This window comes from Psychrobacter sp. 1U2 (assembly GCF_051847575.1).
Genome location: NZ_JBPYDC010000263.1, coordinates 1 through 1,293 on the forward strand (window position 1 = coordinate 1; position 1,293 = coordinate 1,293).

2 protein-coding genes are annotated in these 1,293 nt (G+C 44.9%); one reads left to right on the plus strand and one right to left on the minus strand.

Translation table 11 applies throughout. The features are described 5' to 3' along the window. A partial coding sequence (locus ACS8FD_RS15015) for a GspE/PulE family protein (protein WP_439276445.1) occupies positions 1 to 446 on the plus strand: 446 nt, incomplete at its 5' end. Positions 447 to 467: 21 nt separating this feature from the next. On the opposite strand, the gene ACS8FD_RS15020 is transcribed toward ACS8FD_RS15015, so the two are convergent. Further along, the gene (locus tag ACS8FD_RS15020; RefSeq protein ID WP_439261042.1) at positions 468 to 1,133 is read right to left on the minus strand and encodes an acyltransferase; all 666 of its coding nucleotides are present in this window, start codon (positions 1,131 to 1,133) and stop codon (positions 468 to 470) included. Positions 1,134 to 1,293 lie beyond the last annotated feature (160 nt).

A 1,293-nucleotide genomic window follows, 5' to 3' on the forward strand; every position in this document is an offset into this window, starting at 1 on the left:
CAAGCTCCCTGACTCGTTTGCATGATTTGGGTGTCCAACCGTTTTTGACTTCGGCAACTATCTTGGGCGTGATGGCGCAGCGCTTGTTACGTACATTATGCCCACATTGCAAGCAGGCAGTTGATGTCAAATCAGATAGCGAAATGGCTATTCAGTGGCAGGAGTTGGTACAGCCTTGGCGCGCTGCTGTGCCAGCACAAATCTATACGGCGCAGGGCTGTGAGCACTGTCGCCATACAGGTTATCAAGGCCGCGTTGGTCTGTACGAGATCATGCCATTGTCGAATGAGCTAAAAAAGCTGGTAGCGGCTGATGCCAATTTGGATACCCTCAAACAACAAGCGTACCGCGAAGGCGTGCAACCACTACGCCTGTCTGGAGCGAAGCGCATCAGTGAAGGGGTGACGACCATAGAAGAGGTAATGCGCGTGGTGCCACTTAACTAGCTAACATGGTTTGAGCTATCTTTAGCGCTCCCAGCGTACATTTTGGCGAATGATTTTTGCAGGCGTACCCGCCACCATACAGTTTGGGGTCTCAATGGGTTTATTGACAAAAGCGCCTGCAGCAATGATACACCCGCTAGCGATAGTGACGTTTTTAGAGATAGTCACATTGGCGGCAATCCATATGTGATCTTCTAAGACAACATCAGCATGAGCATCATTTAGTCGCACATTAGAGTCTATATCGTAGACTTTGTGGACGTCAGTTGCCCGAATTTCAATACCGCGCGATATCATGCAAGCGTTACCGATAGTCACGCTCTTATCGCGTGCCAAAATATAACAGTTTATGGCAGTGGTACGCTCACCGATATGAATGTGCAAATGATTGCCAACGATTAATAATTGACCAGAGAATTTGACATGATCTGCGATAGTGACTTGATTGTGACTACCATTGATATCGATTTTTAAGGTGTTAAATTGTCCATGCTCACCGATGGTGATTTGGTTGTCATGGCCCTTACGAATGGTAATGACTGAATTGCCAATAATACGCGCATCTGTAGCAATATCGATTTGATTGTCGTGTCCGTTGTCCTGCAATAAGAACCGCTGTTTGTACAAATACTTAGGTAGCAGAGTCTTTATGATAGGTGGTAGGGTAACGGTTTTTTTATGATTCATAATGATAAGGCTTGTAAAGGGTGAGTAAAAGATGCGATGTTTTTGCTAGTGATACGCCATTATTAGCGTCGTGGGTTTATGAGGTTTTAGCCATGTTTACGGCATCTATAGAGCTAAGTTAAGTTTTATAAATAGCTATAGTCGATTCTAAATAAAATAG

Bases quoted from the DNA above. Each gene is read 5' to 3' on its own strand.
- ACS8FD_RS15020 (WP_439261042.1), bottom strand. From the start codon at position 1,133: ATGAATCATAAAAAAACCGTTACCCTACCACCTATCATAAAGACTCTG.